The 14,805-nt window shown below is 40.0% G+C and carries 14 protein-coding genes; 4 read left to right on the top strand and 10 right to left on the bottom strand.

The window, feature by feature from the left end; all coding sequences use genetic code 11:
- Window positions 1-99: 99 nt before the first annotated feature.
- The 3 genes from HJP15_RS00560 to HJP15_RS00550 all read left to right on the top strand — a co-directional run bounded on the left by HJP15_RS00560 (window position 100) and on the right by HJP15_RS00550 (window position 3,177).
- Window positions 100-1,698 carry an AbgT family transporter gene (locus tag HJP15_RS00560; protein ID WP_054203814.1) on the top strand — a complete coding sequence of 533 codons (1,599 nt, stop codon included), beginning with the start codon at window positions 100-102 and terminating at the stop codon, window positions 1,696-1,698.
- A gap of 68 nt (window positions 1,699-1,766) precedes the next feature.
- Window positions 1,767-2,306, top strand: a complete 540-nt coding sequence (locus HJP15_RS00555) for a protein tyrosine phosphatase family protein (protein ID WP_054454688.1) — start codon at window positions 1,767-1,769, stop codon at window positions 2,304-2,306.
- An 82-nt stretch (window positions 2,307-2,388) separates the two neighbouring features.
- Window positions 2,389-3,177 (top strand): hypothetical protein, encoded by a 789-nt coding sequence (locus HJP15_RS00550; RefSeq protein ID WP_054203816.1) that lies wholly within the window; start codon window positions 2,389-2,391, stop codon window positions 3,175-3,177.
- Between the two features lie 77 nt (window positions 3,178-3,254).
- On the opposite strand, the gene HJP15_RS00545 is transcribed toward HJP15_RS00550, so the two are convergent.
- The gene (locus tag HJP15_RS00545) at window positions 3,255-5,492 is read right to left on the bottom strand and encodes a carbohydrate binding family 9 domain-containing protein (RefSeq protein ID WP_099458977.1); all 2,238 of its coding nucleotides are present in this window, start codon (window positions 5,490-5,492) and stop codon (window positions 3,255-3,257) included.
- A 133-nt stretch (window positions 5,493-5,625) separates the two neighbouring features.
- Entirely contained in the window at window positions 5,626-5,949 is a 324-nt protein-coding gene (fdxA, locus tag HJP15_RS00540; RefSeq protein ID WP_054203897.1) for a ferredoxin FdxA, read from the bottom strand.
- A gap of 166 nt (window positions 5,950-6,115) precedes the next feature.
- Between fdxA and HJP15_RS00535 the strand changes: the two genes are divergently transcribed.
- Window positions 6,116-7,726 (top strand): NAD(P)/FAD-dependent oxidoreductase, encoded by a 1,611-nt coding sequence (locus HJP15_RS00535; RefSeq protein WP_054203818.1) that lies wholly within the window; start codon window positions 6,116-6,118, stop codon window positions 7,724-7,726.
- Window positions 7,727-8,057: 331 nt separating this feature from the next.
- On the opposite strand, the gene HJP15_RS00530 is transcribed toward HJP15_RS00535, so the two are convergent.
- The 8 genes from HJP15_RS00530 to HJP15_RS00495 form a co-directional block, all read right to left on the bottom strand.
- A complete protein-coding gene (locus tag HJP15_RS00530) occupies window positions 8,058-9,359 on the bottom strand; it encodes a DEAD/DEAH box helicase (protein WP_054454692.1) in 1,302 nt (433 codons plus the stop codon).
- Window positions 9,360-9,426: 67 nt separating this feature from the next.
- Window positions 9,427-9,858, bottom strand: coding sequence for a hypothetical protein (locus tag HJP15_RS00525; RefSeq protein ID WP_054454694.1), 432 nt, complete (start codon window positions 9,856-9,858; stop codon window positions 9,427-9,429).
- Between the two features lie 2 nt (window positions 9,859-9,860).
- Window positions 9,861-10,664, bottom strand: a complete 804-nt coding sequence (locus HJP15_RS00520; protein WP_212760594.1) for a MipA/OmpV family protein — start codon at window positions 10,662-10,664, stop codon at window positions 9,861-9,863.
- Between the two features lies 1 nt (window position 10,665).
- The gene (locus HJP15_RS00515) at window positions 10,666-11,895 is read right to left on the bottom strand and encodes a beta-ketoacyl-ACP synthase (protein WP_064435598.1); all 1,230 of its coding nucleotides are present in this window, start codon (window positions 11,893-11,895) and stop codon (window positions 10,666-10,668) included.
- Window positions 11,895-12,620, bottom strand: coding sequence for a 3-oxoacyl-ACP reductase FabG (gene fabG, locus HJP15_RS00510; protein ID WP_064435599.1), 726 nt, complete (start codon window positions 12,618-12,620; stop codon window positions 11,895-11,897). Before fabG ends, HJP15_RS00515 begins: the two co-directional genes overlap by 1 nt.
- Entirely contained in the window at window positions 12,620-13,075 is a 456-nt protein-coding gene (locus HJP15_RS00505) for a hotdog family protein (protein ID WP_170172814.1), read from the bottom strand. The genes fabG and HJP15_RS00505 overlap by 1 nt, the downstream gene beginning before the upstream one ends.
- A gap of 2 nt (window positions 13,076-13,077) precedes the next feature.
- Entirely contained in the window at window positions 13,078-14,247 is a 1,170-nt protein-coding gene (locus tag HJP15_RS00500; RefSeq protein WP_170172813.1) for a beta-ketoacyl-ACP synthase, read from the bottom strand.
- Between the two features lies 1 nt (window position 14,248).
- Window positions 14,249-14,740, bottom strand: a complete 492-nt coding sequence (locus HJP15_RS00495) for a DUF3261 domain-containing protein (protein ID WP_054203826.1) — start codon at window positions 14,738-14,740, stop codon at window positions 14,249-14,251.
- Window positions 14,741-14,805: the final 65 nt, after the last annotated feature.

Raw genomic sequence — 14,805 nt, 5'->3', positions numbered from 1 at the left:
GGTAATTTAACGTACTAAGTAAGTAAGTCACCGTTTATAGGTGATACTAAACGTAAAAAATGATAGATTGCGGCAATTTTAAAATTTTGAGAACCAGCTATGTCAAAAGTTGTCGACACTGCGAATTCAACACCGCCTGAAAAACAATCGGGGTTATTTAACCGATTTTTAGCAACCGTTGAGTTTATGGGGAATATGTTACCCCACCCTATCACCTTATTTGCGATGTTTTGTGTAGCCATCGTTGTTTTTAGTGGCATCGCCGACTGGTTTGGCTTAAGTGCGATTGATCCGCGTCCAATTGGATCTGCAGGGCGTGATCCTGATGGTGTTATTGAAGTGGTCAGTTTACTAAGTGCTGAAGGTTTACAACGCATAGTGACCGGGTTAGTAACAAATTTTACAAGCTTTGCCCCTTTAGGGACTGTGCTTGTGGCCTTACTTGGTGTAAGTGTTGCTGAGCATTCAGGGCTTTTATCTGCTGCAATGCGCGGCATGGTTATGGGTGCTTCAAAACGTTTAGTTACTTTTATGGTTGTTTTTGCGGCTATTTTATCCAACACCGCATCAGAGCTTGGTTACGTTGTTTTAATTCCGCTCGCTGCAATGATATTTCACAGCTTAGGCCGTCACCCATTAGCGGGCCTTGCTGCCGCTTTTGCCGGTGTTTCCGGTGGTTACAGTGCCAACTTATTATTAGGAACTATTGATCCATTACTTGCGGGTATCACTACTCCTGCTGCACAAATGATCGATCCTACTTATCAAGTTGGCGCAGAAGCTAACTGGTATTTCATGATGATTTCGGTTTTACTTATCGCAGTTCTAGGTACCTTAGTCACCGAAAAAATTGTTGAACCACGCCTTGGTAAATACAACCCTGACGATGCAAGTGCAGATTTAGAGCAAAATAATATTCAAGGTTTAACAGCTGTTGAAAAGTCAGGCTTAAAATGGGCAGGGTTTTCTTTATTAGTTGTATCACTATTATTAGCGTGGACTATTGTGCCTGCTGATGGCATTTTGCGTAATCCAGAAACTGGTCTAGTTACACAATCACCATTTTTAAAAGGGATTGTCGTATTTATATTTGTTACTTTTGGTATTCCTGGGTTTGTGTATGGTCGTGTTGTCGGCACCATGAAAAATGATAAAGATGTCATTGATGCTATGAGCAAAAGCATGAGTTCAATGGGCATGTACATTGTATTGGTATTCTTTGCAGCACAATTCGTCGCATTTTTTAAATGGACAAATTTAGGCACTATTTTAGCAATCAATGGCGCTGCTATGTTACAAGCGCTTAATCTGACTGGCCCCGAGGTATTCGTACTCTTTATTTTTATGTGTGCTTTAGTTAATTTAAGTTTAGGCTCTTCATCGGCGCAATGGGCCGTTACCGCCCCTATTTTTGTACCAATGCTTATGTTAATTGGTTATGCACCAGAGACAATTCAAGCCGCGTACCGTATTGGTGACTCAGTTACTAATTTAATCACACCAATGATGAGTTACTTTGGGCTCATACTCGCGGTAGCCACTAAGTATAAAAAAGACATGGGAATTGGTACACTCGTCGCTACGATGCTGCCATATAGCATGATATTCTTTGTTGGTTGGGTCGCCTTGTTCTATCTGTGGGTCTTTGTTCTAGGCTTACCTGTTGGGCCTGACTCACCCATTTATTATACTCCTTAATAATATTTTAATAATGCCAGCACCCGCTGGCATTATTACATTTATACCTACCAAATGAGGCCTCAACTATGAAAGCACTTTTTCTCATCTTATTTACTTGCTGTTTATTAAGTACACCTTGCATAGCAGAACAAAAAAATCCTCAAGTAATTGAGTTAATAAAGCTAAACAATTTCGCTAACCCTCAAGAAAATATTTATACCTCAGGGCAGCCGACACAAGCACAGCTTTCGCAACTTGCTGACAAAGGGGTAAAGCATATTATAAACCTACGCGGTAAAAATGAAACTCAGTGGGATGAAGAAGATGTTGTAAATACACTTGGTTTGCAATACGCGGCATTACCAATAACTTCAAAGGCTGATATAAATGTTACAAACGCTATTTTATTACAGAAATTGCTAAATGAAACATCATCTGAGGCAACTTTATTGCATTGTGCCAGCAGCAATCGTGTCGGTGCCCTTGTTGCTGTATACCATGCAACTGAGCTTAAACTGCCCATTGAGCAAGCAATAGCAATCGGTAAGCAATGGGGTTTAAAAAGTTTAGAATCGGTTGTCACAGATGAAGTTACCCGCTATCAAAACACGCTAATACAAAAATAATAAACGGAGGGTAATAATTAGTTGTTTTAATTATAAATCTCGATTGTTAAACTCACCCCAACTTACTTAAATGGATTTAAAAATGAAAAAAATTCTACTTTTACTTGCTCTATTTTGTTCCTCAGCTCAAGCAATTGAATTTCAAAAATACCCTATTCTTTTAGAGTCATCCAGTGGCGAACATGTAACGATCATTGAAAGTCGAGATAAGTCTCAGGCTTTAATTAAAGTGGTCGGTGTTAATAGCCCAATTGATGAAGTCGTTTTTTTAACAGACTTAAAACCTCACGGCAGTATTGAAGCTTATAAATACACTTTTGATGGTGAACAACGCGCTTTAATCACAAAAGGAAAAAGCTATAGCTGTTGCAACTACACGCTATATTTGCCGAATACACGACAAGGTATTTACTTATCAGAACTAAAAGATAAACGCTCAACCGCTATTTCTGAAGATGTATATGCGCAATATCAGGCACAACAAGAACAAGGTATACAACTAAAATTGGCTAAGTTTGATCGTGACAATAGCATTAAACAATCGCAAATAGCATTAACTGCTGCAACCAAAGAACTTAATAAGTTTTGCGGTAAAAACATTACAACAACAGTTAATTGGCAAGAACTTGATGATAAAATACTGCAGACCTACGCTGTCGGTGCTTATTGTGCTCAAATTGCAACAAGCTTGGCACAACAATGTAAAAAACAACCTGAATTTAAAACGAAAGCACAGCGGTTTGGAAAAATTTCATGTGAGTTTGCTGATGAACTAAAGCTACGCCACACCGATACGTTAATTCAATTTAAAACAGCGCCAAAAGCCCCAAATCAAGCTCAGTTTGTTGAAGCCTATTTACGTAATCTCTAGCTCAAAAGTAAAAAGCCCTAACATTAGGGCTTTCAAATTCTAATAAAGTACGGTTAACGCTTAAAGTAACTGTTCCTTTAAAGCTGCCATGCATAGCTAAGCTTTGTAAAAAACGTACGTTGATTTCGCTCTAAACTTTTCAGCGAATCATTTTGGTAACCTTTATCAGAATACCCTAAGTAAAACAGTGTTTGAGCATTGATCTTGTAAGAATAAATTAGCTGATTACCTAACTCTCGATTCGTCTGATTAACAGCATAATAATAGGCCTCTTTATTACGGTCAATATCTTCAAACTGCATAACCAGTTTAAGCATAGAGCGCATATTAAATTTATAGTAAATACGTAAATCAGTTTGATTAGCAGTATAAATTCGCTCGCCATTTTGAGCATTCAAACGACTATAGCTATGCTCTAATTGCACTTGCCAATGGTCATTAATATCCCAAGTAAACTCAGGTTCAATGGCCAGTAACTCACCTAGCTGCTCATTGCTATAATCTATTTTACTGCCAAATTCACTGTATAATGTTAAACGAATGTCATTAGTTGGATTAAACCCACCGTACACAAAACCAATGTTTTGGTTATAAAACTCATCATAATAATTTTCATTTCGGTGGGTTAAACCAAATTGTAAAAATGACTGTAACTGTCCATTTAATTCAACAACTGCTTCATATTCTTCTTCAAGTAAGCGGCCATCAAGTGCCCATGATTTATCCCAATCAGCTTCATATGAATATTCTGTTATGATGTTATCAGCATCGAGATACCAGGTTTGACCGCCCCCTAGATTTACTTTTTTGTAATCAACTTTTGCTTGGTAACCTAAATCAGTACGGTAATCTTCACCCACGTGCTCGTAACTTGCATATAACTCATAATCACGTTTTTCTCGTGTAAATTCAATTTTATAGGCTTGATCTGATTGATCTTGCTTTAAATTATATTTATCAACAAGGTAAGTCGAATTCTTCGTGTCTGCGGTAGCAACTTGGTACATTAAACTATCTGTTTGGTTAAACCAGTAACTACCATCAAGAGACAATACCGTATTATGATAATCAGCTGATTCACGATGGGTAGTCATTACGCCAATGGTACCTTGTTCTCCTATATCATATTGATAACGCCCTACTGAGGCTTTTGATTTACCCCCTAAGTTAGCAAAACCTGAACCTTGATTTGTAGGTAATAACACACTGGTATTTTCATCATCAGCATACATAAAACCATAGCTATGGTTATTGGTTTTACCTGTTATTTTTGCGCCAATTTCAGGCTCTGCAATAGTACGGGTATAAAGTAATTCAAATAGACTACTCTTAAAATACGATGCGCCATCTAAAAAGAAGGGGCGCTTTTCAGCAACATAAATTGAATAGGTGGTGTTTACATCCAGCTCTAACTCATCTGCTTCCACTTGTGAGAAATCAGGGTTAATTGTTGCATTGATCACCGCATCTTGCGTGATCCCCCAGCGTAAATCTAAACCAGCTTCAGTATCAATATCACCATTTTCCCAATCGCCAGGCACTGTGTCTTTAACATCATGACGTAGTGCTGTAAATGTTGGTGTTACTTGAATATTTTTACTAGGCTCCATGGCATTAAAGCCAGTAATTTTGTCAAATTGGCAAAAGCTGCATTTTGTGTCACGGTCAAATCCGACGTTCGACATTTGGTATGTCACATCACGAGGATAATTTCGCCACGCAGCAAAACTCCATGTCATATCCGCTTTATTTTTAGGAAATCGCAATGCGGTGAATGGAATTCGCATTTCCACCACATAGCCTTGTTCAGTAATTTGACCGGCGCTATCCCAAATTGCATTCCAAGATGGGTCTTCACTCCAGCCATCTGTATCAGTCATACGCATATCCCCTTGAGCACCCAGCGGATTTACATAAAACTCATAGCCTGTACGTTCATCATTAAATGTATCAATCATTATTGCGACATTATCGTCAGACCATAAAGTATCTCGGTCTCTTAATGCTGCACGTATTTGACTCGGATCATTATCGTATGCAATAAAACCAACATATAGATAGCTGCCATCTTCATACAGGTAGGCATCAGTTTTTACCGGAGGGGTACCTTTTTCATTAGGTTCATTTTGATATTTCAGAGCAACTAATGTCGCTTGTTGCCAATGGGGTTCATTGAGTTGGCCGTCTATATCGATACTTTTATCAATATGGGCCAGATTGAATTGTTGCTTTTCAGCTACGCTAAAGAAGCTACATACTGTCAGTACGACAAAGAATACTTTTATATTTATCGATTTTAGAAGCTGCATAAACATCCGTTTAGAATCAGATTACTCATCAGGAGTAAATTAATTCGTAAAGTTTAATTCAAGCAGGGTCATTTGTTAATAGTTTAATTAAATAAATGTTATTAATAATTAATAAATTGGAGGTGAAATGGTATTTAAATTAACTTTCGATTAATTTTAGTTTGTTTGCAACGCCATTCCAGGTGTCTGCATCATCTGGTGCGGGTTTAACTTCAGTTATTCTCGGCCACACAAGTGCAAGTTCAGCATTAAGTTCGGTAAAATCTTTTTGCGATTCGGGTAATTCATCTTCTTGATATATTGCTTCAGCAGGACACTCAGGTACACATAAACCACAATCAATACAATCAATTGGACTAATTGCTAAAAAGTTAGGCCCCTCATAAAACGCATCTGCAGGGCATACTGATACACAGTCCGTGTATTTACATTTAATGCAATTTTCAGTGACTACAAATGCCATATTCTTACTATGCCTATATTTACTCAACAACAGCGCTGGATCATACCCAACGCTTGAAAAAATACAATAAATAATCACTGCCATCGCAGCTTAAATTAACGTAAAATACGCGCCATTGTGAGCGGTTCGCCAAAGTGACTGCTAAGACACCTAATAGAGATTAAATATGATACGTTTAACAGAAATAAAACTGCCTCTTGAGCATAGCGAAGACGCAATTGAACAAGCCATTATTACCAAGCTTGCCATTAATGCAGATCAACTTCACAGTTTTAACGTCTTTAAACGTGGTTACGACGCACGTAAAAAAACCGCAATCTTACTCATTTATACCCTTGATATTGTCGTTGATAATGAAGAGCAGCTACTCGACAAGTTTGCAAAAGATCAACACGTTAAAGTCGCACCTGATACCAGCTATAAGTTTGTAGGTAAGGCACCTTCCACAATCCAAGAGCGTCCTGTTGTTATTGGTTTTGGGCCTTGTGGTTTATTTGCAGGCTTGATATTGGCACAAATGGGCTTCAAACCTATTATATTAGAACGCGGTAAAGAAGTACGCGAACGCACAAAAGATACATTTGGTTTTTGGCGTAAACGTACTTTAAATACGGAGTCAAATGTACAATTTGGTGAAGGCGGCGCAGGTACATTCTCTGATGGCAAACTATATAGCCAAGTAAAAGATCCAAAGCATTATGGTCGAAAAGTAATTACTGAATTTGTAACCGCAGGTGCACCAGAGGAAATTTTGTACGTAAGCAAACCTCATATCGGTACCTTTAAACTCGTTACCATGATTGAAAAAATGCGTGCAAGCATTGAAGCGCTTGGCGGTGAAATTCGTTTTAGCACACGTGTCGATGATATTTTACTAGAAGACGGTCAAGTTACCGGTCTTAAACTTTCATCAGGCGAGCAACTCAATACTCGCCATGTTGTGCTTGCTGTGGGTCACAGTGCCCGTGATACTTTTCAAATGGTGCATGACAAAGGTATTTACGTTGAAGCAAAACCATTTTCTGTTGGCTTTAGAATTGAGCATAAGCAATCAATGATTGATGAATGCCGTTTTGGTACGAATGCGGGCAATCCAATTCTTGGTTCAGCTGATTATAAACTTGTACATCATTGCGACAATGGCCGGACTGTTTACAGCTTTTGTATGTGCCCGGGTGGAACTGTGGTTGCTGCAACATCAGAGGAAGGTCGCGTTGTTACCAACGGCATGAGCCAATATTCACGCAGTGAACGCAATGCAAACAGCGCTATCGTTGTGGGCATTTCCCCCGATGAAGATTTTCCAGGGCATCCACTAGCTGGCATTGATTTGCAGCGCAAACTCGAAGAACAAGCATACGAGTTAGGTGGCAGTAATTATGACGCACCTGCACAATTAATTGGTGACTTCTTAAAAGGGAAAGACTCAAGTACATTAGGTGATGTTAAACCTTCGTATACTCCAGGCATTAAGCTAACTGATTTGGCAAAAGTGCTACCACGTTTTGCAATTGACGCCATCCGTGAAGCAATCCCTGCATTTAACAAGCAAATTCGTGGTTTTTCAACTAATGATGGATTATTGACGGGTGTTGAAACACGCACTTCATCACCTATTTGCATCAAACGCGATAAGAGTATGCAAAGCATTAATACCCTAGGCTTATATCCTGCCGGTGAGGGTGCGGGCTACGCAGGTGGTATTCTTTCCGCAGGTATTGATGGGATAAAAGCAGCCGAAGCTTTAGCATTATCAATGATTGAGAAAAACACATAACCAAGTTTTTGACTTAATTTGATGTAAGCCCCACAAGTTGGGGCTTTTTTATGCCCATATTTTAAGTAATACCAATCGTGTTAAGTTACTGACCAATTATAGCGACAGGTAAATGGAGTGATAACAAGGCATAAATTTTGACATGGTGTTGTTCTCGGCAATTGCTTCTGCATTGCTCTACCTCCTGCATCCAGTCGTACATGAAAAAATTATAACGCAGTTAGCGCTTTATTTAGCTCGCTAGGATGGTTAAATATTTAAGTCGATTGGTATAAGAGTAACAAAAAAGCCTGAGTAAACTCAGGCTTTATCACTTTGTGTACTTTTAATATTACTTTTTCAAAGCAAGCTTTTCGCCTTTAAGGCTTTTACGTACACCTGAAATACGCGAACGGTTTTTTGCACGAGCTTCACCCGTTGCTTGACCAGAGACTTTATTACTGCGCGAACGACGTAAATGAGACGGTTTTTTACCAATTTTATCAATCAGTACTTCACGGTTACTTACTTTATAACCTGGTAAGTATTCACGCTCAATTTTTTGACCTATTAGGGTTTCAATTTCGAATAAAGTATTTTCTTCTTCACGGCTTACAAACGAAATTGCTTCACCTTGATTACCAGCACGGCCAGTACGGCCAATGCGATGTACGTAATCTTCTGCAAGCCATGGTAAATCAATATTGATCACACGCGGTAAACCATCGATGTCGATACCTCGCGCGGCCACTTCAGTTGCTACGAGCACGCGAACTTTACCCGCTTTAAAATCACTTAATGCGCGACGACGATTACCTTGCGTCTTATCACCATGACATACAGCCGCAGGAATACCATCAAGATTAAGTTCTTTGACTAACTCGTCAGCTGTGTCTTTCATATTTACAAACACAAGCACTTGCTGCCAGTTCTTTTTCCCAACAAGTTCAGATAGTAATTCTTGCTTACGGCGCTCTTCTACTGGGTAAACAACGTGATGTACAGTTGCTGCAGTGCTGTTTGTTTGATCAACGCGCACAATTTCCGCTTGCTTTAACACTTTACTTGCAAACTGCTTAATTGCCGCTGGGAATGTAGCCGAAAATAATAATATTTGGCGCTCATCAGCACAGGCATTGATCACGGTTTGCATATCACCAATAAAGCCCATATCAAGCATACGGTCAGCTTCATCAAGAACTAAATGCTTAACCTGAGCAAGGCTCAAGTTACCAAGGCGAATATGATCAAGTAAACGACCCGGAGTAGCAACAACGACATCTACCCCCTCTTTTAGACCATTCGCTTGACCTGCTATGTTAACACCGCCGAAAAGGCAAACGGTTTTAAGAGCAGTATACTTAGCAAAATCTTTAAAATTATTGGCTATTTGCTCTGCAAGCTCACGAGTAGGAGCTAATACTAATGCACGCGGTGCATTTGTTGGCGTATGCTCAACTTCAGATAGTTTTTGAATAATAGGTAGAGCAAATGCAGCTGTTTTACCTGTGCCTGTTTGGGCACTGGCTAAAACATCTTTGCCTTTACGCACTGCTGGAATAGCATTACGTTGAATGGGCGTAAGGGTGTGATAGTTAAGTTCATCTAACGCCTGAAGAAGTTCAGGGGCAAAACTAAAAGATTTAAAATTCATGCTGTATAACCTGCGGCCACATTATCAAGGGTCGCAAATTATACAGCAATTTGAAGTAAGCAGTTAGTTATAACTTAACTAAAGTGCCTTTTAATGCCACACCGGCCATAATTGTGCCCGCGCCGCATTCATATTCAGTGCTACTAATGAATTTACGTTTTTTATAATACGACTGAATATTAACAACCGCATTCATCCCCTCTTTCACAGCACGTTGCTGTAGTGCTTTTAGCGCACTAAGCATCACCCATTCGCATGCTTCAGTATCAGATTTACCAAATGCATTGGTTTTTTTATTACTGATCACTTCACCGTATTTACTGCTTTCTTTACTGTAGCTTTGATCTGCAAAATACAATGGAATATCTAATAAAGCATCCTTTGCTTTACTGCTTTCTAGCAGTTGTTGAATTGGGTATTTAGTTATATCGTCACGCGCTTCAACAGCTGTTGTTATTAAAGTAGTCGCCAATAACAGAGCGCTATAAACTATTTTCATCTTTATTTTCCTTGTTGAGTATAAAATTTCCATGCAACACCAAAACCAACTGAGACATTACTATCTTGTTTAATTAAAGGACTACGTTGCTGTTTACTATCTGCTAAGTGGTGATATTTCACAAATCCACCCAGCCAATATTTTTTAGTATCAAAATTTACCCCTAAAGATAAATCTGTACCTGAATATCCTGAACCAACGGTAAATTCACTGCGATTTATACGGCTATTTAACGCTGATATACCATAGAAATAATTTAAATAACGACTATCAGCAAAGTTTACATTCGCTCGGATAGTGGTGGTTATTTCATAATTATCACCCGTTAACAAAAGGGTTTCAAAATAAACACTCGGCCCATACCGCCACCCTGCATTTGTCAGTGAACTAAAATCCGTCGCCATTGCTTTACGAGTAAATAAACCAACATATAACTGTTCTTCGGCTTTAGGTGACCCTAGTAAGTAGTAATTTAATGAAGGACCGAGTTCAAAGACCCAATCAAGGTCTTCCATCCCTTCTCGTGCCTGGTTATCTTTACTATCAACCGCTAAACTAACCCCTGCTGAAATATCTAAATGCAATTTATCATGTTGCCATAAATACCCTGTTAGGTTATTACGATCTAAATCTAACTCATCACTTTGATAACGGATATAGGGCACTGGCAATATATATTGCTCACTTTGATCTGAGCCTAAATAATGGGGAATATCAGCCGCAAAAACGCCACCACCAATTTCCAGCTTAGAAGCGGATAAAACAGCACCACTAAATAGAGTAAACAATAATAGTAGCCAGCGCATTTTATTCACCTCTAAAACGCTTAAAAATAAGTGATGTATTAATCCCACCAAATGCAAAGTTATTACTCATTACATAATCAGTGTGTATCTCACGACCTTGCTCAGTGATGTAATCAAGCGGGGCACATTCACTGTCAATCTCTGTTAAATTGATCGTTGGGGCAAACCAATTATCGCTCATCATATTAATACTTGCCCACGCTTCAATCGCGCCGCATGCACCTAAAGTATGCCCCAAGTAACTTTTAAGCGAGCTAATTGGTTTTGTACCTAAAGCATTAAAAGTTGCATGGGATTCTGCAATGTCACCTCGATCAGTTGATGTTCCATGGGCACTTACATAACCAATTTCATCCGCAGATAAATCAGCATCCTGTAACGCCATTTCAATCGCTACTTGCATTGTAGATGCAGTCGGCTGAGTGACATGCTGACCGTCAGAGTTACAACCAAAGCCAACTATTTCAGCTAAAATTGTCGCACCACGTGCTTTTGCATGTTCATATTCTTCTAAAATAAGCGTAGACGCGCCTTCACCTATAACTAACCCATCACGGCTTTTATCAAACGGACGTGGTGTCATTTTTGGTGTGTCATTTTGCGTGCTGGTAGCATAAAGTGTATCAAATACAGCAGCTTCAGTAACACATAGTTCCTCAGCACCACCAGCAACCATTAGCTTTTGGCGACCAAACTTGATTGCTTCATAGGCATAACCGATGCCTTGTGAGCCAGAGGTACACGCTGAACTAGTAGTAATAACACGTCCTTTAAGGCCAAAAAACACCCCTACATTTACAGGAGCCGTATGCGCCATCATTTGAATATAACTGGTTGCCGTTACACCATTCATAGAGCCAGTTTCCATCATCCGACCAAATGACACCAGCGGTTCAGTTGAGCCGATTGACGAACCATACGATACACCGGTTGAGCCATCAGTAAGCGAGGGGTGTTCTAATAATTTAGCTTGTTCAAGTGCACGTTCTGTCGCAACGGTCGACATCAACGATACTCGTCCCATCGAACGTACTTTTTTACGTGAATAATGTGCAGGGCGACTAAAATTTTCAACTGGGGCAGCGAGATTAGTATTCAAACCATCTATGTATTCCCAGCTTTTCATCTGCTTAACGGCATTTTCGCCTTTTACTAAAGCAGCCTTAAACTCATCCCAGTTATCACCAAGCGCAGTGATTGACGCCATACCTGTTACTACTACACGTTTCATTACGCCATTCCACCATTAACTTGAAGTACCTGACGAGTAATATAACTTGCTCCATCAGACATTAAAAATGCAACAGCTGCTGCAACTTCATCAGCGCTACCCATGCGGTTCGCTGGGATCATTTTAGTCATTTCTGCAATTGGAAGGTCATCAGTCATACCCGTATCAATTAAACCAGGCGCGACACAATTTACGGTAATTTTACGTTTTGCTAATTCAACTGCCAACGCTTTTGATGCACCAATCACGCCCGCTTTTGATGCACTATAATTGACTTGCCCACGATTGCCTGCAACACCAGAGACTGATGACATAGCAACAATACGGCCACCTTTACGGGTACGGACCATTGGCATAACCAGTGGATGAAGCACATTATAAAAACCATCTAGGTTAGTGTGGATAACACTGTCCCATTCATCATCAGTCATTGCTGGAAAGGCCGTATCCGCAGTAATGCCTGCATTACAGACTACACCATAAAAAGCACCATGTTGCTCAACATAATCATCAAGTACCGCTTTTGCAGTCGCTCTATCGGCTACATCGAATTGCAGAATATCAACATTAACACCTAATGCGCTGATCTCAATTTTTACTTGCTCCGCTGCCTCTATGCCTGAACGACAATGTAAGCTAATATCAAAGCCATCTTTGGCCAGTTGCAAAGCCACCGCTTTACCAATACCTTTACTTGAACCTGTGACTAATACACGTCGTGACATTACAGTTGCTCCGCTAAAAATTGTTCTGGATTTTCAGGTTGAAAAACATTTATTTTGGCATCAACTAAAATGCTATTGCCTTCTCGAATCACACATTCAAACGCGCTTAAACCATTGGGTTCGCTATAAAGTTTTGTGACATCAATTGTAAGCTTACTGCCTAGTTTAAAACCATTACAATGTATTTTATATTTGCGACTACTCACTAAAAAGCCTATCGCGACTGTCGCACCACTATCTATTTGATTGGCATTAGCATATGCGGCAATCGATTGCGCCATATATTCAATACCAACATGACTTGGCACTGTTTGTGATTGTGGATTATAAAAATTACTGTCTGGGGTAATCGTTACCGAGCAACGACCACTCTCTTCGTCGTAGCTATCTAAGCTATCAATTAAAATCATCGGTGCGGTGTGCGGTAATACATCTTCAATTTGGTGAACGGTCATAACTATAATCCGATTAATACACTAACGTTATTGCCGCCAAACGCAAAAGAGTTTGACAAGCACGTGGTTATTTTAGTTGGGTGTTGAGTTCCTACTGCAACAAGGTTGATTGCGGGTAAACTCTCATCTTGTTGGGCATCCCATATATGAGGTGCATAATCAGAACCACCTATTAATAGCCAACATAGCCCAACTTCAGTTGCACCTGCTGCGCCTAATGTATGACCAATCATTCCTTTTGAAGAACTGCATGGCGTATCTTTACCAAACACTGTCGCTACAGCAATGGCTTCCATTTCATCATTTTTTGGTGTTGCTGTACCGTGTAAGTTGACATAATCAACATCACCCGCTTGATAAGATGCAGCATTAAGTGCAGCGGTCATCGCCGCCGCCGCGCCCTCCCCTTGTGGGTGCGGCGCTGACATATGATGCGCATCACTTGACTCACCTACACCTAATAATTTTACTCGCCCTTGCTTTTGTACGATGCACAACGCCGCAGCTTCACCTAAATTAATACCATCGCGGTTACGGCTCGATGGATTAGATACACCCGCAGAAGTTGATGCTAAAGCAGAAAAACCGTTGACGGTCATACCGCATAAGCTGTCAACACCACCAACAATAGCGGCATCCGCGAGGCCTGATGCAATCATTTCTTGAGCTGTCGCAAAGGCCTTTGCACTTGAAGAGCACGCCGTTGAAAGGGTTAACGCGATACCTTGCAATCCCAGTTCACTACAAATGAACTGTGCCAGGTTATCCATTTCCTGCTGCTGATAATGATATTCGCTTGGAAATTCTCCCTGCGCGTGACGAGCTTTCATTGCCTGCTCACCTTGAGCAATCCCTGAGGTACTCGTACCTACAATAACGGCAATACGCTGGGCGCCATATTGCTGTTTAAGCTCTGCAATTGGATCTGCGAGTTGCGCGATGGCAAGTGCTGCTAATTGGTTATTACGGGTTTGAAACTCGATCGCCCTATCATTCAATGTTGGTAACTCACCTTGCACGGCCCCAACAAAAATAGGGCCTTCGTTTAACAAAGTATCATTACTAACAATTCCTGACTGATTGCCAGCTAATAAGTTACGCTTGATACTTTGATTATCTCGCCCTAAGGCATTGATCATGGCGTAATGACTGATAAATAGCGGTTGCTGCATATTAATATTCTTCTAATCTTTCTATTTTTAAGCGGTACTTTTGCTCAAACTCAATTAACTGAGTCAGAGCACCAGTATACGTTATTTCACGAACCAAGATTTCATTGCGATAGAACCGGCGCGTTACTTGACCATCAACAGTGAGCTCAACGACTCTACAGTGCTCATTTATCGATTGTTCAAGTGAAGTTAATGGCCAAAATGCACTTTGCATATCGTAAATAATTTTTTTGCCATCAAGATCAATTTCTAAAGTATTGCTCGTTGTTAATTGCTGAGTATGCGTATCAAACTGTAACTGTGTAAGCGGCACTCCCTCAAAACTTAAAGCAGCAACACTGATCATTGGTTTAACAAACTCTGTAGATACCAACATCGACTGTTCAACTACGCCTGAGAACTCAAATTTCTCTAACCACCCGCCATTATTAAGTTCCGTAGGGACTGGCATTAGCTCAAACATCGCCGTATTTTGCACTGGTGTATACGCCATTTGACACGCACTTAATAACCATATTACTGAGGTTATAAGTACTATTTTCAAATGATTATTAACCT

This window comes from Pseudoalteromonas sp. NEC-BIFX-2020_002, from assembly GCF_013002825.1.
In the GTDB taxonomy this organism is placed as follows: Bacteria; Pseudomonadota; Gammaproteobacteria; order Enterobacterales; family Alteromonadaceae; genus Pseudoalteromonas; species Pseudoalteromonas neustonica.
Note: the sequence above shows the minus strand (reverse complement) of the source record. Positions and strands in the feature narration are given on the sequence as shown.

What these genes read in the sequence shown, in the direction of transcription:
- HJP15_RS00500 (WP_170172813.1), bottom strand. Translation starts at nt 14,247, where the DNA reads ATGCAGCAACCGCTATTTATCAGTCATTACGCCATGATCAATGCCTTA.
- HJP15_RS00535 (WP_054203818.1), top strand. Translation starts at nt 6,116, where the DNA reads ATGATACGTTTAACAGAAATAAAACTGCCTCTTGAGCATAGCGAAGAC.
- HJP15_RS00525 (WP_054454694.1), bottom strand. Translation starts at nt 9,858, where the DNA reads ATGAAAATAGTTTATAGCGCTCTGTTATTGGCGACTACTTTAATAACA.
- HJP15_RS00530 (WP_054454692.1), bottom strand. Translation starts at nt 9,359, where the DNA reads ATGAATTTTAAATCTTTTAGTTTTGCCCCTGAACTTCTTCAGGCGTTA.
- HJP15_RS00560 (WP_054203814.1), top strand. Translation starts at nt 100, where the DNA reads ATGTCAAAAGTTGTCGACACTGCGAATTCAACACCGCCTGAAAAACAA.
- HJP15_RS00555 (WP_054454688.1), top strand. Translation starts at nt 1,767, where the DNA reads ATGAAAGCACTTTTTCTCATCTTATTTACTTGCTGTTTATTAAGTACA.
- HJP15_RS00520 (WP_212760594.1), bottom strand. Translation starts at nt 10,664, where the DNA reads ATGCGCTGGCTACTATTATTGTTTACTCTATTTAGTGGTGCTGTTTTA.
- fdxA (WP_054203897.1), bottom strand. Translation starts at nt 5,949, where the DNA reads ATGGCATTTGTAGTCACTGAAAATTGCATTAAATGTAAATACACGGAC.
- HJP15_RS00545 (WP_099458977.1), bottom strand. Translation starts at nt 5,492, where the DNA reads ATGTTTATGCAGCTTCTAAAATCGATAAATATAAAAGTATTCTTTGTC.
- HJP15_RS00495 (WP_054203826.1), bottom strand. Translation starts at nt 14,740, where the DNA reads ATGGCGTATACACCAGTGCAAAATACGGCGATGTTTGAGCTAATGCCA.
- HJP15_RS00505 (WP_170172814.1), bottom strand. Translation starts at nt 13,075, where the DNA reads ATGACCGTTCACCAAATTGAAGATGTATTACCGCACACCGCACCGATG.
- HJP15_RS00515 (WP_064435598.1), bottom strand. Translation starts at nt 11,895, where the DNA reads ATGAAACGTGTAGTAGTAACAGGTATGGCGTCAATCACTGCGCTTGGT.
- HJP15_RS00550 (WP_054203816.1), top strand. Translation starts at nt 2,389, where the DNA reads ATGAAAAAAATTCTACTTTTACTTGCTCTATTTTGTTCCTCAGCTCAA.
- fabG (WP_064435599.1), bottom strand. Translation starts at nt 12,620, where the DNA reads ATGTCACGACGTGTATTAGTCACAGGTTCAAGTAAAGGTATTGGTAAA.